We start from the raw sequence: 25124 nt of genomic DNA, 5'->3' as shown, positions 1-25124 counted from the left end.
GTGCGGCTCGGGTGCGGGGCGGCTCAGGCGCCGAGCGGCTGCCGGGGCCCGCTGGTGCTCGAACGGACGACCAGGTTCACGGACAGCACGGTCAGGTGATTCGCCTCATCCGTGTCCGTCGGGCTCTCCAGCTCGGCCAGGAGCGACACCACGGCGAGCCGGGCCTGGCGCCGCGGATGCTGTTCTAGGGTGGTCAGCCGGAACATCTGGGCGTACGGATGCCCGTCGATCCCGATCACGGACAGGTCGGCGGGCACCTGGATCCCCAGTTCCCGGGCGGCGACGATCACGCCGATGGCGATCTCGTCGGAGGCGGCGAACACCGCCGTCGGCCGGGTGCGGGGGTCGCCGAGCACGGCCAGCCCCACGCCGTAGCCGCCGGGCAGCGTGAATTCGCAGGCGTAGAAACTGCCCTCGGTGGACAGACCCGCCTCGTTCATCGCCGAGGCGAAGCCGGTGCGGCGGTTGCTGTGCACCTTGAAGTCCATCTCGTCGGCCTCGCTGCCGCCGATGTGGAGGATGTCCTTGTGGCCGAGGCTGAGCAGGTGCTCGGTGGCGAGCCGGGCCGAGGCCACGTCGTCGATCGCGATGGTGTGCACGCCACGGATCGGGCCCCCGATGCCCACCAGCGGGCGGCCGAGGCGGTGCAGGAGGTCGACTTCGGCGTCGCTGAGGGCGACTCCGACAGAGATCACCCCGTCGAATCGCTTGCGGGCGAGGAAGTACTCGAAGACGCTGTCGCGTTCTTTCGACGCGGCCGGCAGGTTGTAGAGGGTCATGTCGTAGCCCTCTTCGAGGAGGGCCTGTTCCAGGCTCTCGAGCACCTCGGAGAAGAACCAGCGACTGATGAAGGGGATGATCACGCCGATGCTCTTCGTACGCCCGGTGACCAGGCTGGCCGCGTTGGGGGAGGCGACGTAGCCGATCTCCTTGGCCGCGGCGACGACCTTCGACCGGGTCTCCTCGGACACGTACCCGCGACCGCTGAGGGCGCGGGAAGCGGTGGCTTTGGCGACGCCGGCGAGACGCGCGACATCCGCAATCGATCTCATTCCAGCCTCCGTCCTTGGACCCGGATTTCAGACTAGCGCCTCCCCGGGCAGTATGGAACCGGTTCCATTCGGGATCGAACTGAGCTGAATGGGTTTGGGCGCTTGTTGGCCTGTTCAGGGCTATTTCGTGGCCCATCGGACCGATCTTTGCCATTTCGTAACCCCAATGCTCTTGCGATTCTCCGAACGGTGCCGTAACTTATGGTGTGGAACCGGTTCCCTATCTGACCGTTTCCAGCACCTGCAGCACCCCGGTGTCCCTGGGCAAGACCACGCGAACACCGCCAACACTCAATGAGGAGGAAATATGCGGTCATCCCTGCACCGCCGTTTCACAGCACCAATCGCCATTGCGGCGATCGCCGGTCTGACCCTGGCCGGCTGTTCCGGCGGACCCGGCAGCACGACGACCGATGCGGGCGCAGCCGGTGACGGAACCGTCACGGTCTACGGGACCATCGGCGACACCGAGGCAAAACTGCTCGAAGAGTCCTGGGCCGGCTGGGAAAAAGAGAACAAGATCGACATTCAGTACGAAGCGTCGAAAGAGTTCGAAACCCAGATCGCGATCCGGGCCCAGGGCGGCAACGCTCCCGACATCGCCATCTTCCCGCAGCCCGGCCTGATGGCGGACCTCGCCAGCCGTGACTACCTCAAGCCGGCCCCGAAGGCCGTCGAGGCCAACGTCGACAAGTACTGGTCCGCGGACTGGAAGGCTTACGGCACGGTCGGGGACACCCTGTACGGCGCGCCGCTGATGGCCAGCGTCAAGGGCTTCATCTGGTACTCGCCGGCCAAGTTCAAGGAGTGGGGTGTCGAGGTTCCCAAGACCTGGGCTGACCTCCTCGCCGTGACGAAGACGATCCAGGAGAAGACCGGCGCCGCCCCGTGGTGTGCGGGCTTCGGCTCCGGCGACGCCACCGGCTGGCCGGGAACGGACTGGGTCGAGGACCTGGTCCTGCGCCAGGCCGGACCGGAGACCTACGACAAGTGGATTAAGAACGAGATCCCGTTCACGGATCCCGCCATCAAGAAGGCGTTCGACTCCGTGGGCGAGATCCTGCAGAACCCGGCCTACGTCAACGCCGGATTCGGCGACGTCCGCTCCATCAACAGCACTCCGTTCGGTGACGTGGCAGCCCCGCTCGCCGACGGAACCTGCGCCCTGCACCACCAGGCATCCTTCTTCGACGGTTTCATCACGGATGCCGGCGGCAAGGTCGGACCCGACGGCGACGTCTGGGCCTTCATCACCCCGGGTGAAGAAGCCGGCAGCCAGGCCGTGACCGGTGGTGGCGAGATCGTCGCCGCGTTCGCGGACGACGCCGACACCCAGAAGGTGCAGGAGTACCTCTCCAGCGCCGACTGGGCGAACAGCCGCGTCAGCCTCGGTGGGGTCATCAGCGCCAACTCGGGTCTTGACCCGGCCAACGCGAAGAGCCCGATCCTGCAGGAAGCCATCAAGATCCTTCAGGACCCGAAGACCACTTTCCGCTTCGACGGTTCGGACCTGATGCCCGGCTCGGTCGGCTCGGGAACGTTCTGGAAGGGCATGGTCAACTGGATCAACGGAACCCCGACCGACGAGGTGCTCACGAGCATCGAAGCCGGCTGGCCGTCGAGCTAATCTCGGCCGTTCGCTAGCACCACCCGCACCACAGCAGTCGCACTACAGCAGTTGCACCAACAACCAGAACAGGGCGGGCCGCCCTTCACAACAGAAGGGCGGCCGCGCTCGGGTGCCGGTGTACCGTTGCGTTAAGTTTTCGCAGCGCCACCAGCGAACACTGTGAGTCCACAGTCGTACTCGAGAGGTTTCCTATGTCAGCATTTCTTTCCTGGCTCGCTGGCTTGCCCGCCCTCGCGCAAGTCCCGATCATCATCTTCGCGTTCGTCGCGCTGGTGGGGGCGATCCTGTTCTTCGTCGAAATCGCCCCGCGCAAGGGCACCCTGTACACCGTCATCCGGCTGGCCGTCTGTGTGCTGGCACCGATGCTCATCCTGCTGGCCGCCGGTTCGTACTGGTGGGCCACCGCCGCCGCCGCCGTCCTCGGCGGGGTGTTCTTCATCGTCGACTACCGGTCACGGGCCGGCGCCGGCTATCTCTTCCAGCTCTTCGGCTTCCTCTCGCCCGCCATCCTGCTGCTCATCATCGGCCTGGTCATCCCGACCATCCAGACCACGGTGCAGGCGTTCATGAACTCCCGCGGAACAGCGTTCATCGGATTCGACAACTTCATCTGGGTGTTCACCCAGCCCGAGGCGATCCGCACGGTGCTCAACACGATCGTCTGGGTGCTCATAGCCCCGCTCGTGTCGACGATCGCCGGACTGGCCTACGCGGTCTTCATCGATAAGAGCCGCGGTGAGAAGTACTTCAAGATCATGGTCTTCATGCCCATGGCCATCTCCTTCGTCGGGGCGTCGATCATCTGGCGCTTCGTCTACACGGCCCGCCCGGCCAGCCAGAACCAGATCGGCCTGCTCAACCAGGTCGTGGTCTGGTTCGGCGGCCAGCCGGTCGACTTCCTCGCCAACGAACCGTGGAACACGGTCTTCCTGATCATCGTTCTGATCTGGGTGCAGACCGGATTCGCCATGGTCGTGCTCTCCGCCGCCATCAAGGGCGTGCCGGCCGAGCAGCTGGAGGCCGCGGAACTCGACGGCACCAACCCGTGGCAGAAGTTCACCAACGTCACCGTGCCCGGCATCCGTAGCGCCCTGATCGTGGTGCTGACCACGATCTCCATCGCCTCCCTCAAGGTCTTCGACATCGTGCGGACCATGACGGCAGGCGCCAACGACACCAGCGTCATCGCGAACGAGATGTACACGCAGTTCAAGAACTTCGAGCAGGGCCGCTCCGCCGCCTTCGCCGTGATCCTGTTCCTGCTGGTGCTGCCGATCGTCATCTACAACGCCCGCCAGATCCAGAAGCAGAGGGAAATCCGATGAGCGCCGTACTGCCTGTTGAAGTTCCGGACCCGACCACCAGGAACCACCTCCGCCAGGGCGAGAAACGCCTGGAGGCACCGGCCAAGCGAACCAAGAAGCGCCTGACCAGTCGCGGTGCGACGGTCGCGGCCCTGCTGATCGCCGTGCTCTGGACCGTCCCCACCTTCGGGCTGTTCGTCTCGTCGTTCCGCCCGGCCCAGGAGGTGCGCACCACCGGCTGGTGGACCCTCTTCCAGAACTGGGGCCTCACCCTCGACAACTACTCTCAGGTGCTCCAGGCCGGAAACAGCCAGCTGAACCTCGCGGGCGCGTTCATCAACTCGATCGCGATCACCCTCCCGGCCACGCTGCTGCCGCTGATCATCGCGAGCCTCGCGGCCTACGCGTTCGCCTGGATCGACTTCCGCGGCAAGAACGTGCTCTTCATCGCCGTGTTCGCACTGCAGATCGTGCCGCTGCAGATGGCCCTCGTGCCGCTGCTGAAGTTCTTCTCGCAGGGCTCGATCTTCGGAATCCCCGTGGTCACGTCGATCAGCGACGCCGGCGGCTATTCCCAGGTCTGGATCGCGCACACCATGTTCGCCCTGCCGCTGGCCATCTACCTGCTGCACAACTTCGTGTCGGAGATCCCCGCCGACGTGATCGAAGCGGCGCGGGTCGACGGCGCGGGGCACGGGCAGATCTTCTTCCGGATCGTGCTGCCGCTGACCATGCCGGCGATCGCATCCTTCGCCATCTTCCAGTTCCTCTGGGTCTGGAACGACCTGCTGGTGGCGCTGATCTTCGCGGACGGCGCGGTCGCCCCGATGACCAAGCTGCTGGCCGAGATCACCGGCACCCGGGGTCAGGACTGGCACCTGCTCACGGCCGGCGCGTTCATCTCCATCCTGGTTCCGCTGCTCGTCTTCTTCTCCCTGCAGCGTTACTTCGTGCGCGGCCTGCTGGCCGGCTCGACCAAGGGGTAGCCCGACTGCCCCACCTGATCACCGACCGTGCCCGTTCCGGTCGACTGTGCCCGTTCTGCCGGCCGCGGTCGACCGGAACGGGCACAGTCGTGTGGCGGGACTGTGAAGCCGCCGACCGGGGGCGGCCGGGGATCGCCGGGAGTTTAGAGTGAAGCCATGAGTGGAATGCACGGCGGTGGTGGCGGGCGACGAGGCCGGGTCAGCGGTGGGGACGCCGTGGCACAGCGGGCCGAGAATGCCGAGGCCCCGCGCATCCCGAACCTGCTCGGCCGGATCGCCGGACTGTTCGCCCCGCACCGCACCGCGCTGATCGTGACCGTGGTGCTGGTGTTCATCAGTGCCGGACTCTCGGTCGTGCCGCCCCTGCTGGTGCAGAGGGCCTTCGACGAGGGGCTCTTCCCGCCCGGCGGCGCGCCCGATGTGCGGCGGCTCGCCGTGCTCGTGGGCCTGATGATCGCCATCTACCTGGGGTCGCAGCTGCTCGGTGTCTGGCAGACCTGGCTGACCGCCACCGTCGGCAACTCCGTGATGGGTTCGCTCCGGGTGCGCCTGTTCACCCACCTCCAGGCGATGGAGCTGAGCTTCTTCACCCGGACGAAGACGGGCGTCATCCAGTCCCGGCTGCAGAATGACGTGGGCGGCGTCGCGAGCGTGCTCACCAACACCATCTCGAGCCTGCTCGGCAACGTCGTGACCGTGATCGCGTCCCTGGTGGCCATGCTCCTGCTGAGCTGGCAGCTGGCCATCGTCGCCGTCGTCCTGATGCCCATCCTGGTGATCGCGCAGCGCCGGGTCGGCCAGGTGCGCGCCCGGATCGCGGCGAAGACGCAGGAATCGCTGTCCGACATGACGGCCATCACCCAGGAGACGCTGAGCGTGTCCGGAATCCTGCTCTCCAAGAGCTTCACCCGTCAGCCGACCGAGATCCGCCGGTACTCCGACGAGAACGACAACCAGGTCAGGCTGCAGGTCAGCCAGCAGATGAGCGGCCAGTGGTTCTTCGCGATGGTCAGCATCTTCCTCTCCAGCATCCCCGCGATCGTCTACCTGTTCGCGGGCCTGCTGATGGCCGGCGGCACGACCGACATCACCCCGGGCACGATCGTCGCGTTCACGACCGTGCAGTCCCGGCTGTTGTTCCCGCTGCTGGGGCTGATGCGGGTCACCCTCGACCTGCAGACCTCGAGCGCCCTGTTCGCCCGCATCTTCCAGTACCTCGACCTGAAGCCGGCGATCAGTGACGCCGCGGAGGCCGCCGAGGTGCCCACGAGCGGCACGGATGTCGGCCGGGTCGAATTCGACAACGTCACGTTCGCCTACCCGGACTCTTCCCCGGACTCGCGGCCCACCCTCGACCACGTATCCTTCGCGATCGAGCCGGGACAGTTCGCGGCCTTCGTCGGTCCGTCCGGGGCCGGCAAGACCACCGTCTCTTACCTGATCCCCCGGTTCTACGAGGCGTCGGCCGGCCGCGTGCTCTTCTCCGGCGTCGACGTACGCGCCCTGCGCCAGGAGTCCCTGGTCTCCCACATCGGCATCGTCAGCCAGGAGACCTACCTCTTTCACGCGACCATCGCCGAGAACCTGCGGTACGCGAAACCGGATGCCACGGATGCCGAACTCGAGGCCGCGGCCCGGTCCGCGAGCATCCACGGCACGATCGCGTCCTTCCCCGAGGGGTACGCCACCGTCGTGGGGGAGCGCGGTTATCGTCTCTCCGGCGGCGAGAAGCAGCGGATCGCGATCGCCCGCGTGCTGCTCAAGAACCCGGAAGTGCTCATCCTCGACGAGGCCACCAGCGCCCTCGACGCCATCTCGGAGCGGGTCGTGCAGGCGGCCCTCGACACCGCGTCCCGCGGGCGCACGACCATCGCCATCGCGCACCGGCTCTCGACCATCGTGGCCGCGGACGTGATCTTCGTCGTCGACGCCGGCCGGATCGTGGAGAGCGGCACCCACTCCGAGCTGCTTGCGGCGAACGGCGTCTACGCCCGGCTGTACTCGGAGCAGAGCACGTCGTCGTCGCCGCTCCTCGCCGAGTAGGTGCCGGCCGGCTCTCCCGGCGCGCTCGCGGGGTGGCCCGCGGCATCCGTCGCCCGCCTCGCCCCTCGCCTCTCTCGCCTCGCCACTCGCCCCTCTCGCCTCTCCCGCCTCGCCACTCGCCCCTCTCCAGTTCTCGCGGCGCACCCTTGAGCCGCGGGCGCATGTTCTAGCGTGCGCCCGCGTGCCGAAGGTGCGCCGCGAGTGTCGCCGCGCTTGGAGGGGTCGGCCTCCCGCGGAGAGATACTCCCCGCGGAGAGGTGCGCCCCGCGGAGAGATACGCCCCGCGGAGAGGTGCGCCCCGCAGGGAGGACGCCCCGCGGAGAGGTACATCTTGCGGAGGACGCCCCGCGGAGAGCGCGGCCGGCTAGCCGACCTTTCCGGGGGCGGCGAGGGCGCCGGAGCAGGACTCGCCCGGCTCCGGGGCGGTCGGACCGTTCAGGTAGGCGGCGGCGAAGGCCGGGATGCGCGGGTCGGCGGCCGATTCCAGCCGCAGCTGCACATTCCAGGTGGTCAGCACGATCGGTGAGCCCAGCCCGGGGTAGGGCGACACAATGACGTGGTCGCCGGGCAGGGCGGCGCGAAGCGCCGCGACGTCGACCGGGGCGAGGGCCGGGTCGTAGGTGGCCCAGACCGCGCCGTGCTCGAGGGAGTGCACCGCGTTCTCTTTCGGCACGGCCCGGTCGTAGGCCCCGCAGTCCAGCCAGACGGGACTGTGCGGGCCGCCGGTCGGCGGGGATTGCGGGTAGGTGACGGAGGTCGTGACGTGGCTCGGTTCATTGAAGTACGTCTCCAGCCCGACGATCGGGGTCGCCTCGGTCGTGGCACCGGAAGGGCCGCCCGAGGGTGCGCCCGGCGTCTCGGTGCCACCGACTCCGGTGGCTCCGGCTCCGGTGGTGCCGGCCGGCTCTCCCGGCGCGCTCGCGGGGGCGAGCACCGACGAGACGAGCAGGGCGCTCACGCCCACGGCGCCGAGCACGCCCAGGGCGAGTCCGAACCGACGGTTCCAGGCCAGGCGCCTCCGTTCGTGGGGCGAGCGCGGGGCATCCGTCGCATCGACGATGGGCGCACCGACGTCGCCCGGCGAACTATCATCAACGGGCACGGGAGGCTTTCATCATGATCGCGATTCTACGCAGCCCGCGTGGGCCTGGTGCCCGGAGGCGCCTGGCCTGCGCCCGTCCTGCGTCCGGCCTGCGCCGGGCACGCGGCGGCCGCATCTGGTGACCCCGAGCACGCTTCGCTAGAGTTGGGATCGTGCTCGTTTTGATGTCGTGTCCGCGGTGTGATCGTCGCTGGCCGACCCCGGTAATCCCACACGACCTCGCGTTTCCGTAGATTTGCGCACAGCCGGCGCGTGCAGCCTTGGCCGCGCGGCGAGTGAGAAACGGCGCGACACCATGACGAAGGACACTCCATGAAAATTGCCGACACCATCCTCGACCTCATCGGCGACACCCCCCTGGTCAAACTGCACAAGGTGACCGACGGCGTCAGCGCCACCGTGCTCGTCAAGCTCGAGTACCTCAACCCGGGCGGCTCGTCGAAGGACCGCATCGCGACGCGCATCATCGACGCCGCCGAGCGCGAGGGGCACCTGTTGCCCGGCGGCACCATCGTCGAGCCGACCTCGGGCAACACCGGCGTGGGGCTGGCGCTCGTCGCCCAGCAGCGCGGCTACCGGTGCGTGTTCGTGCTGCCCGACAAGGTAGGCGAGGACAAGCGCAACGTGCTCACGGCGTACGGCGCCGAGATCGTGGTGACCCCGACATCCGTCGCCCCTGATCACCCCGACTCCTATTACAGCGTCTCGGACCGTCTGGCCCGTGAGATCCCGGGCGCATTCAAGCCCAACCAGTACGCGAACCCGAACGGGCCGCTCAGCCACTACGAGACGACCGGGCCAGAGATCTGGCGCGACACCGACGGCCGGGTGACCCACTTCGTCGCGGGCGTCGGAACCGGCGGCACCATCACCGGCACCGGCCGCTACCTGCGCGAGGTGTCGGGCGACACCGTGCGCATCATCGGCGCGGACCCCGAGGGCTCGGTCTACTCCGGCGGCACCGGCCGGCCGTACCTGGTCGAGGGTGTGGGCGAGGACTTCTGGCCCGCCGCCTACGACCCGTCCGTGGTGCACGAGGTGATCGCCGTCTCCGACGCCGAGTCGTTCGCGATGACCCGCCGGCTTGCCCTCGAGGAGGGCATCCTGGTCGGCGGATCGAGCGGCATGGCCGTCGTCGCCGCCCTCCGCGCGGCGACGACCCTCAGCGCGGACGACACGATCGTGGTGCTTCTGCCCGACGGCGGCCGCGGCTACCTCGGCAAGATCTTCAACGACGGCTGGATGCGCAGCTACGGTTTCACCAACGCCCCGGCCGGGAACACGGTCGCCGACCTGCTCGAATCCAAGACCGGCACGCTGCCGCCCTTCGTGTACGTGCACCCGAGCGCGACCGTGCGCGACGCCATCGGCGTGATGACCGAGTCCAGTGTGTCCCGGGTGCTGGTCCTCACCGCCAAACCGCCCGTCGTGATGGGGGAGGTCGTCGGCGCGATCGACGAACGCCGCCTGATGGAGCTGGTCTTCTCCGGCGAGGCGCAGCTGGCCGATCGCGTGGGCGAGTTCGTGGCCGACTCCCTGCCTCTGATCGGCGTGAACGAGCCGGTCGCCACCGCGCGGGCCGCCTTCACCGGACACGATGCGCTGCTCGTCACCGACGGCGGCAAGCCCCTGGGCGTCATCACCCGCCACGACCTGCTCACCTACCTGAGCGTGTAAACAGGCACACAACCGTCAGACACATGACAGTCAGACAAACGAACAGCATGAATAAGGAAGACCCAATGGCTCGCACCCCCAACTTCGACACCATCGCCATCCATGCCGGGCAGGAATTCGACCCGACGACCGGCGCCGTGATCCCGCCCATCTACCAGACCTCCACGTATGTGCAGGAGAGCATCGGGCACCTTCGGGGCGGCTACGAATACAGCCGCGGCGGCAACCCGACCCGTACCGTGCTGGAGACCCTGCTGGCCGCGCTCGAGGGCGGCAAGCACGGACTGTCCTTCGCCAGCGGGCTCGCCGCGGAGGACACCATCCTGCGCGCGCTCCTGGCTCCGGGCGACCACATCGTGCTCGGCAACGACGTCTACGGCGGCACCCACCGCCTGATCAACCGGGTGCACGGCGCCTGGGGCATCCTCCATTCGACCGTGGAGATGAGCGACCTCGCCGCCGTCGAAGAGGCCATCATTCCGGGCGAGACGAAGATCCTCTGGGTGGAGACGCCCAGCAACCCGCTGATGAAGATCAGCGACATCACCGCGCTGGCCGAGATCGGGCACCGCTACGGCGTGACCGTGATCGTGGACAACACGTTCGCCTCGCCCGCGCTGCAGCATCCGTTGGCCTTCGGCGCCGACGTCGTCGTGCACTCGACCACCAAGTACCTCGGCGGCCACTCCGACGTGCTCGGCGGCGCCCTGATCATCAACGACGACGAGCTCGCCGAGAAAGCGCAGTTCCTGCAGTTCGCCGCCGGCCCGGTGTCGGCCCCGATGGATGCCTGGCTCACCGTGCGCGGAATCAAGACCCTCTCGGTGCGGATGGACCGCCACTGCAGCAACGCCCAGGCCATCGCCGAACACCTGCAGGCTCACCCGGCGATCGACCGGGTCTACTACCCGGGCCTGCCCGGCCACCCCGGCCACGAGCTGGCGAAGAAGCAGATGAGCGGCTTCGGCGGGATGCTGTCGATCGCGTTCGCGGGCGGCGCGGCCGCGGCCCGAACGTTCGCCGAGTCCACCCACCTCTTCCAGCTGGCCGAATCCCTCGGCGGGGTCGAGTCGCTGGTCAACTACCCCTCGGAGATGACGCACGCATCCGTCCGCGGCACCGAGCTGGAGGTGGCGGACAACATCATCCGTCTCTCCGTCGGTATCGAAGACGTCGCCGACCTCATCGACGACATCGACGGGGCCCTCGCCGCACTCTGATCCGGCAGCTGTTGGCGGCCGCCGGCAACGTTGGCGGCCGTCTGTTCTTGAGTCTGCATGCTCGCTGCTGAATCCCTGATCGCCTTGCATGCCGCTGATGGCATTGACCCGCTTTGCCTGTGCTGCCGCGGGCCAGGCCCGTCTCGGCGGTCCATGTGACTGTCACATCGGAGTCACTTGAAACCCCGCCGGACGTGCATACTGGATGTGCGATCACAATTGTGACCGTGCACATGTGAACAAGGTCGTTACGTGACAGGCAAGCCACCCAAAGTGCGCGCCCCCAGCATCAGAGACGTCGCACGTCTCGCCGGGGTGTCCCACCAGACTGTGTCACGCGTGCTCAACAACCACCCCAGTCTCCGTGACTCGACCCGGGCGAAGGTGCTGCAGGTCATGGAAGACCTGCAGTACCAGCCGAACCGGGCCGCGCGGGCCCTGTCCCGCGGCCGTTCCCGCACGATCGGCATCCTGACCGCCCAGAGTTCCGAGTACGGTCCGGCCAGCAGTATCGCCGCGATCCAGGAGGCGGCGCAGGAGGCCGGCTACTACGTGAACACGGCCAACCTGGCCGCCGACGACCACGAGTCGATCGAAGCGGCCCTGGTGCAGTTGATGCTCCAGGGGATCGAGGGTCTGGTCGTGATCGCGCCCCAGGTGCGGGTCTTCGACGTTCTCGAGCAGCTGTCGATCACGGTTCCCTACGTGTCGCTGCAATCGGGGGGCCGTCAAGACGGCCACGCCCTGTCCGTCGACCAGATTGCGGGCGCGCGGCTGGCGACCCGGCACCTGATCGACCTGGGCCACCGGCGCATCTACCACCTCGCCGGCCCGCAGGACTGGATCGAGGCCGAAGCGCGGATGCGCGGGTTCCTCGATGAGATGGGCGCCATGGATGTGCCGACCACAGCGCCGATCCTCGGCGACTGGACCGCGGACTTCGGCTACTACGCCGGACGCGAGTTGTTCGGGCGCCTGGATTTCACGGCGATCTTCTCCTCGAACGACCAGATGGCCCTCGGTCTGATGCATGCGGCGCGCGACGCCGGCCTCGAACTTCCGCGGGATGTCAGCATCGTTGGCTTCGACGACATCCCCGAAGCGGCTCATTTCTGGCCCCCGCTGACGACCGTGCGCCAGGACTTCGCCGAACTGGGCCGACGCTGCGTCGCCGCCCTGCTCGAAGACCTGGCGGGCCACGAACCCGTGGCCGAACAGTCGATCATGCCCCGGTTCATCGTGCGCGCGTCGACGGCCCCGCCCGTCCGGTAACTCCCGCGTAACTCCGGCCCGCCCCGGCCGCCCCTCTCCGCGCCCGTCGGAAACGGTTGAATATCGGCCCCAGGTTGGGACTTGACAACTGCGCCATGGGGAGAGCTAACATGAGACAGGCAAATGTGACCGTTCACATTTGACCGGCACATGACCGGGAGAACGACTCCGGCACGAGCACCACCAGCGAGACGAAGGAGTCGATTCCGTGGGAATCACCGAGCAGCCGGATGCGCATGCAGACGTCAATTCATACGTCATCGGGATCGACTACGGAACCCTCTCCGGCCGCGCGGTCGTCGTTCGCGTCTCCGACGGCGTCGAGCTCGGTTCCGCCGTCCTGGACTACCCGCACGCCGTGATGGACACGACCCTCGCCGCCACGGGCGCCGCCCTGCCGCCGGAGTGGGCCCTGCAGGTTCCGCAGGACTACGTGGACGTGCTCAAGAGCGCCGTCCCCGCCGCCGTCGCGAACGCGGGCATCGACCCGGCCCGCGTCATCGGTGTCGGCACCGACTTCACGGCCTGCACCATGGTTCCCGTCCTCGCCGACGGCACCCCCCTCAACGAGCTGCCGGAATACGCCGACCGCCCGCACGCCTACGTGAAGCTGTGGAAGCACCACGCCGCGCAGCGCCAGGCCGACCGCATCAACGAGCTCGCCGCCGAACGCGGCGAGAGCTGGCTGCCGCGCTACGGCGGGCTGATCTCGAGCGAGTGGGAATTCGCCAAGGGCCTGCAACTGCTGGAGGAAGACCCCGAGCTGTACAACCGGATGGACCACTGGGTCGAAGCCGCCGACTGGATCGTCTGGCAGCTCACCGGCCAGTACGTGCGGAACGCGTGCACCGCCGGTTACAAGGGCATTCTGCAGGATGACGCGTACCCCGGCGAGGATTTCCTCGCCGCGCTGAACCCCGGGTTCACGCGGTTCGCCACCGACAAGGTGGCGCACGAGATCGGCCAGCTCGGCGCATCCGCCGGCACCCTCTCCGCCGAGGCCGCAGCCTGGACCGGCCTGCCGGAGGGCATCGCCGTCGCCGTCGGCAACGTCGACGCGCACGTTACCGGTCCGGCCGCCCAAGCCGTCCTGCCCGGCCAGATGGTGGCCATCATGGGCACCTCGACCTGCCACGTGATGAACTCCGACCACCTCGCCGAGGTGCCCGGTATGTGCGGCGTCGTCGACGGCGGCATCGTCTCCGGGCTCTACGGTTACGAGGCCGGCCAGTCCGGGGTCGGCGACATCTTCGCCTGGTACGTGAACAACCAGGTTCCCGCCCGGTACTTCACGGAGGCGGCCGCCGCGGGCCTGAGCGTGCACCAGTACCTGACCGAACTGATCAAGGACCAGCCCGTCGGCGGCCACGGACTGATCGCCCTCGACTGGCACAGCGGCAACCGCTCGGTGCTGGTCGACCACGAACTCTCCGGCCTGGTTCTCGGCATGACGCTGACCACCCGCACCGAGGAGATCTACCGGGCACTGCTCGAGTCCACCGCCTTCGGCACCCGCACGATCGTCGAGACGTTCAACTCGAGCGGCGTCCCCGTCACCGAGTTCATCGTCGCGGGAGGCCTGCTCAAGAACGCTTTCCTGATGCAGACCTACAGCGACATCCTGCGCCTGCCGATCTCCACGATCGCCAGCGAGCAGGGCCCGGCGCTGGGCTCGGCGATCCACGCGGCCGTCGCCGCGGGCGCCTATCCCGATGTGCGCGCGGCCGGCCAGGCCATGGGCAAGCTCAACAAGAACGTGTACACGCCCAACGAAGAGTCGGCCGCGGCGTACGACAAGCTGTTCGCCGAGTACTCGCTCCTGCACGACTACTTCGGTCGCGGCACGAACGACGTCATGCACCGACTCAAGGCCCTCAAGCGTGACGCCGGCGCCTCGCTGGAAACCTCGGCGGTCTCCGCATGAGCTCCTTCGGCCCCCGGATCGAGGTTGCCATCGCACGGGTCCGCGACGAGATCGCGCGCCTGCACACCGAGCTGACCAGCAACGGGCTCGTGGTCTGGACGGGCGGAAACGTGTCCGGCCGTGTCCCGGGCGCTGACCTGTTCGTGATCAAGCCCAGCGGCGTCGACTACGCCGATCTCGCACCGGAGAACATGATCGTCTGCGACCTCGACGGCAACGTCATCCCCGACACCCCCGGGTCTGACCGTGCGCCGTCCAGCGACACGGCCGCGCACGCCTACGTGTACCGCAACATGCCGGACGTCGGCGGCGTCGTGCACACCCATTCCACCTACGCCACGGCCTGGGCGGCGCGCGGCGAGGAGATCCCCTGCGTGATCACGGCCATGGCGGACGAATTCGGCGGCCCGATCCCGGTGGGACGCTTCGCCATCATCGGCGACGACACCATCGGCCGCGGCATCGTCGAGGCGCTGACCGGTCACCGGTCCCGGGCCGTGTTGATGCAGAATCACGGGCCGTTCACCATCGGCAAGGACGCCCGCGACGCGGTCAAAGCCGCCGTGATGGTCGAAGACGTCGCCCGCACCGTGCACCTCGCCCGCCTCGGCGGGGAACTCATCCCCATCCCCCAAGAGGCGATCGATTCCCTCTTCAACCGCTATCAGAACGTTTACGGTCAAGCACCGCAAGGAGCACTCACGTAATGGCTACTCTCACCGACACCCTCGACACCTACGAGGTCTGGTTCCTCACCGGCAGTCAGAACCTCTACGGCGAGGAGACCCTGCGGCAGGTCGCCGAGCAGTCCCGGGCCATCGCCGACGCCCTGAACGCCTCGAGCGACATCCCGGTTCGCGTCGTGTGGAAGCCGGTCCTGAAAGACTCCGACTCCATCCGCCGCGCCGCCCTGGACGCGAACTCGGACGACAGCGTGATCGGCCTGATCGCGTGGATGCACACGTTCTCGCCGGCGAAGATGTGGATCGCGGGCCTGGACGCACTGGCCAAGCCGCTGCTGCACCTGCACACCCAGGCGAACGTGGAACTGCCCTGGAGCGAGATCGACTTCGACTTCATGAACCTGAACCAGGCCGCGCACGGCGACCGGGAGTTCGGTTACATCCAGACCCGGCTCGGCGTGTCGCGCAAGACCGTCGTGGGCCACGTGTCCAACCCGGTCGTCACCGGGAGCATCGGCACCTGGACCCGTGCCGCCGCCGGCTGGGCCGCGAGCCGCACCATGAAACTGGCCCGCTTCGGCGACAACATGCGCTACGTCGCAGTGACCGAGGGCGACAAGACCGAGGCCGAACTGCGCTTCGGGGTGCAGGTGAACACCTGGCCGGTGAACGAACTCGCCGAGGCCGTGCACGCGGTGACGGATGCCGCGATCGACACCCTCGTCGCCGAATACGAGGACCTCTACGACGTGGTCCCCGAACTGCGCGCCGGCGGCGACCGCCACGAGTCCCTCCGGTACGGCGCGGCGATCGAGCTCGGCCTCAAGGGATTCCTGGAAGCCGGCGGCTTCAGCGCCTTCACCACGAACTTCGAAGACCTCGGCGCACTCAAGCAGCTGCCCGGCCTGGCCGTGCAGCGCCTGATGGCCCAGGGATACGGTTTCGGTGCCGAGGGCGACTGGAAAACGGCCGTCCTGGTGCGCGTCGCCAACGTGATGGGGTCCGGCCTTCCCGGCGGCGCGAGCCTGATGGAGGACTACACCTACGATCTCGCTCCCGGCGCGGAGCTCATCCTCGGAGCCCACATGCTCGAGGTCAACCCCGCACTCTCCGCCGCGAAGCCGACGCTGGAGATCCACCCGCTCGGCATCGGCGGCCGCGAAGACCCCGTGCGCCTCGTCTTCAACGCGGCCCCCGGCCCGGCCGTGGTGGTCGCCATGAGCGATATGCGCGACCGGTTCCGCCTGACCGCGAACGTGGTCGAGGTGGTCGAGCCGCCCCAGGCGCTGCCGAAGCTTCCGGTCGGCCGCGCGGTGTGGCGCCCGGAACCGGACTTCGCCACCTCCGCTGCGGCCTGGCTCACGGCCGGCGCCGCCCACCACACCGTGATGTCGACAGCCGTCGGCATCGAGGTGTTCCAGGATTTCGCCGAGATCGCTCGCACCGAGCTTCTCGTGATCGATAAGACCACCACCCTGCGTGATTTCACGCGCGAGGTGCGTTGGAACCAGGCCTACTACCGACTGGCACAGGGCCTGTAGTCACAGCACCACCGCACCACAGCACCACTACGCACCATCGCACCACCAGAAGTCCCCCTCCGGATTCACCTGCAATCAAAGCTGATAACAGAAACACGAAAGGTACTTACGTGAAGACAAAGAAGGTCCTCGTTGGCATCGCAGCCATCGGACTCGCACTCTCCCTCGCCGCCTGCTCCGGCGGAACCCGCGGCGGAACCACCGCGGATGACTCGGCCGGTTCCAGCAAAGGCGCCCTCGTCGGCGTTGCCATGCCGACCAAGACCAGCGAGCGCTGGATCAAGGACGGCGACGCCGTCAAGGCCTCGCTCGAGAAGCTCGGCTACAAGGTCGACCTGGAATATGCAGACGACAAGATCCCGCAGCAGGTGCAGCAGATCAGCAACATGCTGACCAAGGGCGCCAAGGTTCTCATCATCGCGTCGATCGACGGCACGGCGCTCAGTGACCAGCTCGACGAGGCCGGCAAGGCCGGCGTCAAGGTCATCGCGTACGACCGCCTGATCAACGGCAACAAGAACGTCGACTACTACACGACCTTCGACAACAACGAGGTCGGTGTGCAGCAGGCCACGAGCCTTCTGACCGGCCTGGGCGTTCTGGACAAGGACGGCAAGGAAACCGGCGCGACCGGCCCGTTCAACGTCGAGCTGTTCGGCGGAAGCCCCGACGACAACAACGCGACCTTCTTCTTCAATGGCGCGATGGACACCCTGCAGCCGTACATCGACAAGGGCGTGCTCGTGGTCAAGAGCGGCCAGGTCGGCTTCACCCAGGTTGCCACGCTGCGTTGGGACCCGGCGACGGCCCAGAAGCGGATGCAGAACCTCATCGCCAGCACGTACTCCGACGGCAGCAAGGTTGACGCTGTCCTGTCCCCGTACGACGGGCTCTCCATCGGCATCATCTCGGCTCTGACCAGCTCGGGATACGCCACCGACGCCCTGCCGATCGTCACCGGTCAGGACGCCGAGGCTGCATCGGTCAAGTCCATGATCGCCGGCCAGCAGTACTCCACCATCTACAAGGACACGCGCCAGCTGGGCGACGAGGCCGTGAAGATGGCTGACGACCTGCTCAACGGTCGCACCCCCGAGGTCAACGACACCACGAGCTACGACAACAAGGTGAAGGTCGTCCCGACCTTCCTCTTCGCGCCGCAGGTCGTCACGAAGGACAACTACAAGGAACTCCTCGTCGACACGGGTTACTACACCGAGGCAGACCTCAAGTAAGCAGGTCTCTCTCCCGGCAGTGGCGGCGGAGACGCCGCCACTGCCTCCCCCCTCTTTCCTCCTCACCGCACGGAAGAAGAAGTAACGGTGACCACAAATATTCTTGAGATGCGCAGCATCACGAAGACCTTCCCCGGAGTCAAAGCCCTCCAGGATGTGTCGCTCGAGGTGCAGCGAGGACACATTCACGCAATCTGCGGTGAGAATGGCGCAGGAAAATCCACCCTGATGAAGGTGCTGTCGGGTGTCTACCCGGCCGGCACCTACGACGGCGAGATCGTCTTCGAAAACGAGACGGTCGCCTTCAAATCCATCAACGAATCCGAAGCCACCGGAGTCGTCATCATCCACCAGGAACTCGCGCTCAGCCCGTACCTGTCCATCGCCGAGAACATCTTTCTCGGCAATGAGCAGCAGACCAACGGCTGGATCGACTGGAACAAGACCAACCTCGAGGCGGCGAAGCTGCTGGCCCGGGTCGGTCTCAAGGACAATCCCATCACCAAGGTGCGCGACATCGGCGTCGGCAAGCAGCAACTCGTGGAAATCGCCAAGGCGCTGTCGAAGGAGGTCAAGCTCCTCATTCTGGACGAGCCCACCGCCGCCCTCAACGACGAGGACTCGGCCAACCTGCTCGACCTGATGAAGCACCTCAAGGGCCAGGGCATCACCTCGATCATGATCAGCCACAAGCTGAACGAGATCAAGGCGGTCGCAGACGAGGTCACGATCATCCGTGACGGCAAGCTGATCGAAACCCTCGACATGCACACCGATGACATTTCGGAAGAGCGGATCATCAAGGGCATGGTCGGCCGCGACCTCGGCAGCCGCTACCCGGACCACGTGCCCCGCATCGGCGAAGAACTGCTGCGAGTCGCGGACTGGAACGTCTACCACCCCCTCGACCACCAGCGCCAGGTCGTCAAGAGTGCCAACATCACGGTCAGGGCCGGCGAAATCGTCGGAATCGCCGGGCTGATGGGCGCCGGGCGCACCGAACTGGCGATGAGCGTTTTCGGCCACAGCTACGGTCACAACATCTCGGGCAGGGTCTTCAAGAACGGCGTCGAGGTCAACACCAGCACGGTGACGGCCGCGATCGACAACGGTCTCGCCTACGCGACCGAAGACCGCAAACGCTACGGCCTCAACCTGATCGAGGACATCAAGCGCAATATCTCCCTCGTCTCCCTGAAGAAGATCGCCCGTAACGGCTGGGTGGACTCCAACAAGGAGGCGGTCATCGCCGAGGGCTACCGCAAGAGCATGAACATCAAGGCCCCCAACGTGGAAGCCCTGACCGGAAAACTCTCCGGCGGCAACCAGCAGAAGGTCGTGCTGTCCAAGTGGATGTTCTCCGACCCGGATGTCCTCATCCTCGACGAGCCCACCCGCGGCATCGACGTGGGAGCCAAGTACGAGATCTACGGCATCATCAACAAACTCGCCGATGAAGGCAAGGGCGTGATCGTCATCTCGTCCGAGTTGCCCGAACTGATCGGGATCTGCGATCGCATCTACACGATCTTCGAGGGCCGCATCACGGCCGACGTTCCTCGTGGCCAGGCCACGGCCGAATACCTTATGCAACACATGACTCAGGAAAGGGCGAAGGACAACCGATGAGCGCGTTCAAAACCGCACTAAACTACCTCGGCGGCCAGCTACGGCAAATTGGCTTGATCATTGCGCTGATCGCGATCACCATCTTCTTCCAGGTGGCGACCAGCGGCATCACTCTCAAGCCCATCAACGTCTCCAACCTGATCGTCCAGAACAGCTACATCCTGATCCTGGCCGTCGGCATGGTGATGATCATCATCGCCGGCCACATCGACCTGTCGGTCGGATCCGTGGTTGCCTTCACCGGGGCCATGGCGGGAGTGATGATCACCCAGTGGAACGTGCCGTGGTGGGCCGCCATCATCCTGTGCCTCGTGCTGGGAGCGGCGGTCGGCATGTGGCAGGGATTCTGGATCGCGTACTTCGGCATACCGGCCTTCATCGTCACCCTGGCCGGCATGCTCACGTTCCGCGGTCTGACCCAGATCGCACTGCAGAACCAGCAGATCTCGCCCTTCCCGGATGAGTTCCGTGCGCTCGGCAGCGGGTTTCTGCCCGACCTGGGCGGCGGAACGAGCGTGCTCGAACCGCTGACGGTCGCCATCGGCGTGCTGGCGACGGCGCTGCTCGTGCTCCAGGGCGTGCGCTCGCGCATCGCCCGCAAGAAGTACGACGTCGAGGACGAGCCGTTCGCCTGGTTCCTGGTCAAGCTGGTCTTCACCGCCGCGATCATCCTTTACATCACGTACCTGCTGGCCAGCTACCGGGGCACCCCGATCGTGCTCGTCGTGCTGGGCATCCTGACCGTCGTGTATGCGGCAGTCATGGCGAACAGCGTCTTCGGCCGCCACGTCTACGCCATCGGCGGCAACCTCAACGCCGCCGCGTTGTCGGGCGTCAAGACCAAGCGGGTCACGTTCCTGCTGTTCGTCAACATGGGCATGATCGCGGCCCTCGCCGGACTCATCTTCACCGCTCAGCTCAACCTCGCCAACCCGAAGGCCGGTGACGGTTTCGAGCTCGACGCCATCGCGGCCGTCTTCATCGGCGGCGCCGCGGTCACGGGAGGCATCGGCACCGTGACGGGGGCCATCATCGGTGGTCTGATCATCGGGCTCCTGAACAACGGCATGTCCATCCTCGGCGTGGGAACCGAGTACCAGCAGCTGATCAAGGGCCTGGTGCTCCTGGCCGCAGTCGCATTCGACGTCTACAACAAGCGCCGCTCCGGCGGTCGCTGACCCACCCGCAATACCGCGAGCACGAACAGTCAGACCCGGAAGGGCCGGCTCCCATGCAGGGGGCCGGCCCTTTCGCCGTCCGTGGCCGGGTGCGAGCGGCGCGCAAGATCCCGCGGCGCAGGTTCGGGTCGCCGGCGCACGTTCGAACCTGCGCCGGCGAGCACAGGTTGCGCCGCCGTCCACGGGCGCGGGCACCGGCACCGCCAGGGGGTCATTCATCCACAGGCGCCATTCCCGTGGGTTATCCACGGATGCTGCGCCGTGACCCTGCGCGGCAGCCGGCGGCTCCCAGAGTGAGGCATGACCCGACTTCTGGACATCGTCACCGCCGGCCACGCCGAGCTCATCCCCTACTCCGCCCTCCGGGAAGCCGGCTTCACCTCACGTGCGGTGGGTGCGCTCACCCGCGCGGGGGAGTTGGTGCGCACGCGCCGCGGCATCTATGTGCGCGGTGAGGTGTGGCGAACGGCGGATCCCGACCAGCGGTACCGCCTGTTCGTGCTCTCGGCGGCCGCGACCGCGGAACGGCCGCTCGTGCTCTCCCACCTGTCCGCGGCGGTCGTGCACGGGCTGCCGATCATCGGAGCGTGGCCCCGCACGGTGCACACGATGGATCCGGGCGCCACGGGAGGCAGCACGGCCCGGTTCACCACCAGCCACCGCGGTGCCCCGATCCCGGACACGGTGGTGAGGGACGGCATCGCGGTGACCTCGCTGGCGCGCACTCTGGTCGACGTCGCGGCCGGCACGAGCTTCCTGGCGGGTGTCACGATGATCGACCACGCGCTGCGGGTGGAGCAGGAGCGGGTCGCGGATGAGGCGCTCCGCGGCATCCGTGGGCAGCCCGCCCTGAACAAGACGGACCTGTTCGACGAGCTGGCCGCGGTGAACCCGCGGTGCGGGGCCCGCCAGGCGGGGCAGGCCATCAGATTCGGCAACGGCCTCGCGGCCAACGCCGGAGAATCGCTCAGCCGGGTGCGGATGTTCCAGCTGGGGTTCGAGGTCCCTGAACTTCAGGCCTGCTTCGCCAACGTGCAGGGACACGACTACTGGGTCGACTTCTACTGGCGGCGCATCCGCAAAATCGGCGAGTTCGACGGCAAGCTGAAATATACGCGCGGCGCGGTCCTGGGGGATCGGGACCCCGGCTACGTCGTATGGGCCGAGAAACGCCGTGAGGATGCGCTGCGCTTCCACGTGCGGAGTTTCGACCGCTGGGACTGGGCGACGGTGCTGTCGCCGCAACGCTTCCACCGGTTCCTCACGGAGCGGGGGATGCCGAGAGCCTGACGTTTGCGGCAGCCGTCCCGCTCGCGGCGCAGGTTCGGTTCGCCGGCGCAGGTTCGAACCTGCTCCGGCGGCCACAGGGTGCGCCGCGAGGCTCGGTCCGCCGCGCGGGCCCCGACGCGCGGGCCGGGGCCTTCGGCCGACGCGCTCCGACACGCCGCCGGAGTTTCCACAGGCTCCAGTTCGGGGGGCCCGCCGCCTGTGGATAACTTCGGCGTTCTCCGCGTAATGTGGGGCCACTCGCATCCGTCGGGCTGTGTACAACCGGTGGAATGTCGGTGGATAACTACATACTTGTAACTACTGCATGTAGTGGCCGTTCCCATTTCGCATCACTAGATGTAGTATTGAACTTCAACACAGCACGCCTTGAAGTTCAGATTTCACAATGAAAACCGATTTTAAGCACTGAGTTCGACACTGAGTTTGATACTGAGTTTGAATACTGATCCCTGAACGACGAGAAAGGCACTCCCATGGCTATCACGGTCTACACCAAGCCCTCCTGCGTGCAGTGCACCGCGACCTATCGCGCTCTGGACAACAAGGGAATTGAATACGAAATCCTCGACCTCTCGGTCGACGAAAACGCCCTGGAAGCCGTCAAGGCCCTCGGCTACCTGCAGGCCCCCGTCGTCATCACCGACGAGGACCACTGGTCGGGCTTCCGCCCCGACAAGATCAACGAACTCGCGCAGCGCCTCGCGTAGCAGCACCGCCCCGGCCGCCGGCCCACTCGTCGTTTTCGCAGGGATTTCCGCACCGGGTGGTGTGCGCGCCAGCTTCTCAGATTCACACACAGGGGGTGTTCTATGACCGATATCGTCTACTTCTCGAGCACATCGGGAAATACGCAACGCTTCGTCGAGAAGCTCGGGCGCCCCGCCGCGCGCATCCCGCTGTACGCGCGAGACGAACCGCTGGTGGTCGACGAGCCCTATGTCCTGGTCGTGCCGACGTATGGCGGCGGTGAGACCAAGGGAGCCGTGCCCAAGCAGGTGATCCGGTTCCTCAACGACGAGCACAACCGCTCGCTCATCCGCGGCGTCATCGGCGCGGGAAACACGAATTTCGGCGAGGCCTTCTGCGTCGCGGGCGACATCATCGCCGCGAAGTGCAAGGTCCCGCACATGTATCGATTTGAAGTACTCGGAACTCCGGATGATGTGCGCATCGTCCACGACGGATTGGAAGAATTTTGGAAGCAACAGCCGTGAAGACGATGACTCACCCGGCAGCCGGCCTGGCGATGGATTACCACTCGCTCAACGCCATGCTCAACCTGTACGGCCCGAACGGGGAGATCCAGTTCGAGAAGGACCGTGAGGCCGCCCGCGAGTTCTTCCTGCAGCACGTCAACCAGAACACGGTGTTCTTCCACACCCTGCGTGAGCGTCTCGACTACCTGGTCGAGAAGGAGTACTACGAGCAGGCCGTGCTCGACCAGTACTCGTTCGACTTCATCACCAGCCTCAACCAGCTGGCGTACTCGAAGAAGTTCCGTTTCCAGACCTTCCTCGGCGCGTTCAAGTACTACACCTCCTACACGCTGAAGACCTTCGATGGGAAGCGTTACCTCGAGCGTTTCGAAGACCGCGTCGTGATGACCGCGCTGGGCCTGGCCCAGGGCGACGAGCAGCTCGCGATCTCCCTCGTCGAGGAGATCATCGCCGGCCGCTTCCAGCCGGCCACCCCCACCTTCCTGAACTCCGGCAAGGCGCAGCGCGGCGAGCTCGTCTCCTGCTTCCTGCTCCGGATCGAAGACAACATGGAGTCGATCTCGCGCGGCATCAACTCGTCGCTGCAGTTGTCGAAGCGTGGCGGCGGCGTCGCGTTGCTGCTCAGCAACATCCGTGAGTCCGGGGCTCCGATCAAGCAGATCGAGAACCAGTCCAGCGGCATCATCCCCGTGATGAAGCTGCTCGAAGACTCCTTCAGCTACGCCAATCAGCTCGGCGCACGCCAGGGAGCCGGCGCCGTGTACCTGCACGCGCACCACCCCGACATCATGCGCTTCCTCGACACCAAGCGCGAGAACGCGGACGAGAAGGTGCGGATCAAGACGCTGTCCCTCGGCGTCGTCGTGCCCGACATCACGTTCGAGCTGGCGAAGAAGGACGAGGACATGTACCTGTTCTCGCCCTACGACGTCGAGCGCGTCTACGGGGTGCCGTTCGCCGACATCTCCGTCAGCGAGAAGTACCACGAGATGGTCGACGACCCGCGCATCAAGAAGTCGAAGATGAAGGCCCGCGACTTCTTCCAGACGCTCGCCGAGATCCAGTTCGAGTCCGGCTACCCGTACATCATGTTCGAGGACACCGTCAACGCGGCGAACCCGATCAAGGGTCGCATCAACATGTCGAACCTGTGCTCGGAGATCCTCCAGGTCAACACCCCAACCACGTACAACGAGGACCTGTCGTACGACAAGATCGGCAAGGACATCTCCTGCAACCTCGGGTCGATGAACATCGCCCTGTCGATGGACTCGCCCGACTTCGGTAAGACCGTCGAGACCGCCATCCGTGGCCTCAACGCGGTCTCCGAGCAGAGCCACATCTCCTCGGTGCGGTCGATCGAAGACGGCAACGACAAGTCGCACGCCATCGGCCTGGGCCAGATGAACCTGCACGGCTACCTTGCCCGCGAGCGGGTGTACTACGGCAGCGAAGAGGGGATCGACTTCACCAACATCTACTTCTACACGGTGCTGTTCCACGCCCTCCGCGCCTCGAACAAGCTGGCCGTCGAACGCGGCCACGCCTTCGACGGATTCGAAGACTCGACCTACGCCTCCGGTGCCTTCTTCGACAAGTACACCGACCAGGTGTGGGCGCCGGCGACGACCCGGGTCGTCGAGCTGTTCGAGGCCTCGAGCGTCAGCATCCCGACCCAGGCGGACTGGGCCGAGCTGAAGGCATCCGTCATGGCGCACGGCATCTACAACCAGAACCTGCAGGCCGTGCCGCCGACCGGGTCGATCTCGTACATCAACAACTCGACCTCGTCGATCCACCCGATCGCCTCGAAGATCGAGATCCGCAAGGAAGGCAAGCTCGGCCGCGTGTACTACCCGGCGCCGTTCCTGACCAACGACAACCTGGACTTCTACCAGGACGCCTACGAAATCGGCGCCGAGAAGATCATCGACACCTACGCGGCGGCCACCCAGCACGTCGACCAGGGCCTCTCGCTGACGCTGTTCTTCAAGGACACCGCCACCACCCGCGACATCAACAAGGCGCAGATCTACGCGTGGCGCAAGGGTATCAAGACGATTTACTACATCCGTCTGCGCCAGCTCGCCCTCGAAGGTACCGAGGTTGATGGCTGCGTTTCATGCATGCTTTGAGTGAGT

Annotated in this window: 19 protein-coding genes; 17 read left to right on the top strand and 2 right to left on the bottom strand. The window is 66.4% G+C overall.

Annotated features, from left to right (window positions below):
- Positions 1 to 23 precede the first annotated feature (23 nt).
- Positions 24 to 1052 carry a LacI family DNA-binding transcriptional regulator gene (locus E3T37_RS04710; RefSeq protein WP_134365669.1) on the bottom strand — a complete coding sequence of 343 codons (1029 nt, stop codon included), beginning with the start codon at positions 1050 to 1052 and terminating at the stop codon, positions 24 to 26.
- 307 nt (positions 1053 to 1359) lie between these two features.
- Between E3T37_RS04710 and E3T37_RS04705 the strand changes: the two genes are divergently transcribed.
- From E3T37_RS04705 to E3T37_RS04690, 4 genes are all read left to right on the top strand, one after another.
- Positions 1360 to 2679 (top strand): ABC transporter substrate-binding protein, encoded by a 1320-nt coding sequence (locus tag E3T37_RS04705; RefSeq protein WP_134365668.1) that lies wholly within the window; start codon positions 1360 to 1362, stop codon positions 2677 to 2679.
- 194 nt (positions 2680 to 2873) lie between these two features.
- The gene (locus E3T37_RS04700) at positions 2874 to 4007 is read left to right on the top strand and encodes a carbohydrate ABC transporter permease (RefSeq protein WP_134365667.1); all 1134 of its coding nucleotides are present in this window, start codon (positions 2874 to 2876) and stop codon (positions 4005 to 4007) included.
- Positions 4004 to 4972 (top strand): carbohydrate ABC transporter permease, encoded by a 969-nt coding sequence (locus tag E3T37_RS04695; RefSeq protein ID WP_134365666.1) that lies wholly within the window; start codon positions 4004 to 4006, stop codon positions 4970 to 4972. The genes E3T37_RS04700 and E3T37_RS04695 overlap by 4 nt, the downstream gene beginning before the upstream one ends.
- Before the next feature lie 156 nt (positions 4973 to 5128).
- Positions 5129 to 7015, top strand: coding sequence for an ABC transporter ATP-binding protein (locus tag E3T37_RS04690; protein WP_134365665.1), 1887 nt, complete (start codon positions 5129 to 5131; stop codon positions 7013 to 7015).
- Positions 7016 to 7379: 364 nt separating this feature from the next.
- Here E3T37_RS04690 and E3T37_RS04685 read toward each other — a convergent pair whose 3' ends face one another.
- Positions 7380 to 8117: a DUF3105 domain-containing protein gene (locus tag E3T37_RS04685; protein WP_134365664.1), complete on the bottom strand. Its 738-nt coding sequence runs from the start codon at positions 8115 to 8117 to the stop codon at positions 7380 to 7382.
- 312 nt (positions 8118 to 8429) lie between these two features.
- On the opposite strand from E3T37_RS04685, the gene E3T37_RS04680 reads away from it, so the two are divergent.
- From E3T37_RS04680 to nrdE, 13 genes are all read left to right on the top strand, one after another.
- The gene (locus E3T37_RS04680) at positions 8430 to 9794 is read left to right on the top strand and encodes a cystathionine beta-synthase (RefSeq protein WP_134365663.1); all 1365 of its coding nucleotides are present in this window, start codon (positions 8430 to 8432) and stop codon (positions 9792 to 9794) included.
- Positions 9795 to 9859: 65 nt separating this feature from the next.
- Positions 9860 to 11014 (top strand): cystathionine gamma-synthase, encoded by a 1155-nt coding sequence (locus E3T37_RS04675; RefSeq protein WP_134365662.1) that lies wholly within the window; start codon positions 9860 to 9862, stop codon positions 11012 to 11014.
- 252 nt (positions 11015 to 11266) lie between these two features.
- Positions 11267 to 12286, top strand: a complete 1020-nt coding sequence (locus E3T37_RS04670) for a LacI family DNA-binding transcriptional regulator (protein WP_134365661.1) — start codon at positions 11267 to 11269, stop codon at positions 12284 to 12286.
- 208 nt (positions 12287 to 12494) lie between these two features.
- Entirely contained in the window at positions 12495 to 14210 is a 1716-nt protein-coding gene (gene araB / locus E3T37_RS04665) for a ribulokinase (protein WP_134365660.1), read from the top strand.
- Entirely contained in the window at positions 14207 to 14917 is a 711-nt protein-coding gene (locus E3T37_RS04660; RefSeq protein ID WP_134365659.1) for an L-ribulose-5-phosphate 4-epimerase, read from the top strand. Before araB ends, E3T37_RS04660 begins: the two co-directional genes overlap by 4 nt.
- The gene (gene araA / locus E3T37_RS04655; RefSeq protein WP_134365658.1) at positions 14917 to 16434 is read left to right on the top strand and encodes an L-arabinose isomerase; all 1518 of its coding nucleotides are present in this window, start codon (positions 14917 to 14919) and stop codon (positions 16432 to 16434) included. Before E3T37_RS04660 ends, araA begins: the two co-directional genes overlap by 1 nt.
- A 110-nt stretch (positions 16435 to 16544) precedes the next feature.
- Entirely contained in the window at positions 16545 to 17669 is a 1125-nt protein-coding gene (gene chvE, locus E3T37_RS04650) for a multiple monosaccharide ABC transporter substrate-binding protein (RefSeq protein WP_134365657.1), read from the top strand.
- A gap of 87 nt (positions 17670 to 17756) precedes the next feature.
- A complete protein-coding gene (gene mmsA, locus E3T37_RS04645) occupies positions 17757 to 19298 on the top strand; it encodes a multiple monosaccharide ABC transporter ATP-binding protein (RefSeq protein WP_134365656.1) in 1542 nt (513 codons plus the stop codon).
- On the top strand, positions 19295 to 20476 hold the full coding sequence (mmsB, locus tag E3T37_RS04640) for a multiple monosaccharide ABC transporter permease (RefSeq protein WP_134365655.1): 1182 nt from the start codon (positions 19295 to 19297) through the stop codon (positions 20474 to 20476). Before mmsA ends, mmsB begins: the two co-directional genes overlap by 4 nt.
- Before the next feature lie 300 nt (positions 20477 to 20776).
- Entirely contained in the window at positions 20777 to 21766 is a 990-nt protein-coding gene (locus E3T37_RS04635; protein ID WP_134365654.1) for a hypothetical protein, read from the top strand.
- 473 nt (positions 21767 to 22239) lie between these two features.
- On the top strand, positions 22240 to 22473 hold the full coding sequence (nrdH, locus tag E3T37_RS04630; protein ID WP_134363478.1) for a glutaredoxin-like protein NrdH: 234 nt from the start codon (positions 22240 to 22242) through the stop codon (positions 22471 to 22473).
- Between the two features lie 102 nt (positions 22474 to 22575).
- Positions 22576 to 22980: a class Ib ribonucleoside-diphosphate reductase assembly flavoprotein NrdI gene (gene nrdI / locus E3T37_RS04625; RefSeq protein ID WP_134365653.1), complete on the top strand. Its 405-nt coding sequence runs from the start codon at positions 22576 to 22578 to the stop codon at positions 22978 to 22980.
- A gap of 5 nt (positions 22981 to 22985) precedes the next feature.
- Positions 22986 to 25118, top strand: coding sequence for a class 1b ribonucleoside-diphosphate reductase subunit alpha (gene nrdE / locus E3T37_RS04620; RefSeq protein WP_134365707.1), 2133 nt, complete (start codon positions 22986 to 22988; stop codon positions 25116 to 25118).
- The last annotated feature ends 6 nt before the right edge of the window (positions 25119 to 25124 follow it).

Origin of the sequence: Cryobacterium sp. TMT2-10, from assembly GCF_004403075.1 — a bacterium.
In the GTDB taxonomy this organism is placed as follows: Bacteria; Actinomycetota; Actinomycetes; order Actinomycetales; family Microbacteriaceae; genus Cryobacterium; species Cryobacterium shii.
This window is presented reverse-complemented; position numbering and strand designations above follow the sequence as displayed.

Excerpts from the sequence above, each read along its gene's own strand:
- mmsB (WP_134365655.1), top strand. The coding sequence starts at position 19,295 with ATGAGCGCGTTCAAAACCGCACTAAACTACCTCGGCGGCCAGCTACGG.
- E3T37_RS04695 (WP_134365666.1), top strand. The coding sequence starts at position 4,004 with ATGAGCGCCGTACTGCCTGTTGAAGTTCCGGACCCGACCACCAGGAAC.
- E3T37_RS04680 (WP_134365663.1), top strand. The coding sequence starts at position 8,430 with ATGAAAATTGCCGACACCATCCTCGACCTCATCGGCGACACCCCCCTG.
- E3T37_RS04700 (WP_134365667.1), top strand. The coding sequence starts at position 2,874 with ATGTCAGCATTTCTTTCCTGGCTCGCTGGCTTGCCCGCCCTCGCGCAA.
- nrdI (WP_134365653.1), top strand. The coding sequence starts at position 22,576 with ATGACCGATATCGTCTACTTCTCGAGCACATCGGGAAATACGCAACGC.
- E3T37_RS04660 (WP_134365659.1), top strand. The coding sequence starts at position 14,207 with ATGAGCTCCTTCGGCCCCCGGATCGAGGTTGCCATCGCACGGGTCCGC.
- E3T37_RS04705 (WP_134365668.1), top strand. The coding sequence starts at position 1,360 with ATGCGGTCATCCCTGCACCGCCGTTTCACAGCACCAATCGCCATTGCG.
- araA (WP_134365658.1), top strand. The coding sequence starts at position 14,917 with ATGGCTACTCTCACCGACACCCTCGACACCTACGAGGTCTGGTTCCTC.
- E3T37_RS04690 (WP_134365665.1), top strand. The coding sequence starts at position 5,129 with ATGAGTGGAATGCACGGCGGTGGTGGCGGGCGACGAGGCCGGGTCAGC.
- E3T37_RS04675 (WP_134365662.1), top strand. The coding sequence starts at position 9,860 with ATGGCTCGCACCCCCAACTTCGACACCATCGCCATCCATGCCGGGCAG.
- E3T37_RS04635 (WP_134365654.1), top strand. The coding sequence starts at position 20,777 with ATGACCCGACTTCTGGACATCGTCACCGCCGGCCACGCCGAGCTCATC.
- nrdE (WP_134365707.1), top strand. The coding sequence starts at position 22,986 with ATGACTCACCCGGCAGCCGGCCTGGCGATGGATTACCACTCGCTCAAC.
- E3T37_RS04710 (WP_134365669.1), bottom strand. The coding sequence starts at position 1,052 with ATGAGATCGATTGCGGATGTCGCGCGTCTCGCCGGCGTCGCCAAAGCC.
- nrdH (WP_134363478.1), top strand. The coding sequence starts at position 22,240 with ATGGCTATCACGGTCTACACCAAGCCCTCCTGCGTGCAGTGCACCGCG.